At 45.7% G+C, this 1,135-nt stretch carries 2 protein-coding genes; one reads left to right on the top strand and one right to left on the bottom strand.

Going from position 1 to position 1,135, the window contains the following annotated elements:
- Positions 1-573 (top strand): bifunctional 2-polyprenyl-6-hydroxyphenol methylase/3-demethylubiquinol 3-O-methyltransferase UbiG (locus A3766_RS06000; RefSeq protein WP_068641917.1); only part of this gene is annotated, 573 nt, incomplete at its 5' end.
- Here the strand turns inward: A3766_RS06000 and A3766_RS06005 are convergent.
- A partial coding sequence (locus tag A3766_RS06005) for an aspartate/glutamate racemase family protein (protein WP_156508724.1) occupies positions 546-1,135 on the bottom strand: 590 nt, incomplete at its 5' end. The two genes, A3766_RS06000 and A3766_RS06005, sit on opposite strands and share 28 nt — an antisense overlap.

Genomic DNA, 1,135 nt, shown 5'->3' on the forward strand with positions numbered 1-1,135 from the left:
TTAGCGATGCTTGATGAAGAACTCGTCAAGACTGGTAGTAAAGTCTTATTTGCTGGTGCGGGACAAGGTGATGATGCCATTAGAGCAGCTGAACTCGGTGCTGAATCGACATTAATTGATTTATCACCAACAATGATGGATACCAACCTCAAACTTATTGAGAAGCACCCCGATAAGGAGTCACTCAATATTAAACCTATCCTTGGTGACATACTCAAGCATGAAGCAAAAGCTAATTATGATGTCGTGGTTGCCAACTTCTTTCTAACAGTATTTGAGAAAGACAAAATGAATGCGGTGTTAGACCACCTGATCAAACTGTGTAAACCAGGTGGCTACGTGATTATTGGTGATTTTAAAACTGCCAGTGGCAATATATTTCAAAAGACTGCTCAGCAAGCCTACTGGCTAACCGCCGCAACGGCTTTCTTTGCGGTCGCAGGCAATGCTATTCATGGCCTTTACAATTACGCAGACCTACTTGAAAAGAAGGGTTTGAAGCTCTGTAAAGAGCAGACTTTTAGCGTACTGGGCCAACCCGCATTTCAGTCCATACTGGCCGAGAAACAGTGAAGCTGGTATTGAGCTAAGCCCAAGGCTTGTAATGATTCCGAGAACACCTCTTCATTAGGCGTCATCTCAGAAAAATAAATCTGATGAATCGCGTTCTTTGTAGAGAGATCTTGCCCTGGAATAACCCCCTGCTCACCAGCCAACAAATGCTGCACTCGCTTTGCAATCGCTTCACCGGAATCTACCCAGCTTACCTGGGGAAGCAAGGCACTAAGCTGATCTTTAAGTAAAGGGAAATGAGTACATCCCAAGACAACCACATCTACCCTTGAGCCATCGACTTCTTGTTTAAACGGTGCCAGCACTCGAGCAAGAAGTGCTTGATCAACTGGGTAACCCGACAAGTGCATTTCGGCTTGTTCAACAAGCTCACTGCTACCAATTCGAACCACGCAACAATGACTTGCATAGTCCTTAATTAATTGATCTGTATATTGGCGCTTAACCGTTGCCGGAGTCGCTAATAACCCTATCACCGCGCTTTGGGTCATCTGGGCTGCGGGCTTTATAGCGGGTACAACGCCGACAAAGGGCACATCAAACTCCGCCCGTAAATCCGGCA

It is taken from the genome of Oleiphilus sp. HI0132 (genome assembly GCF_001635845.1).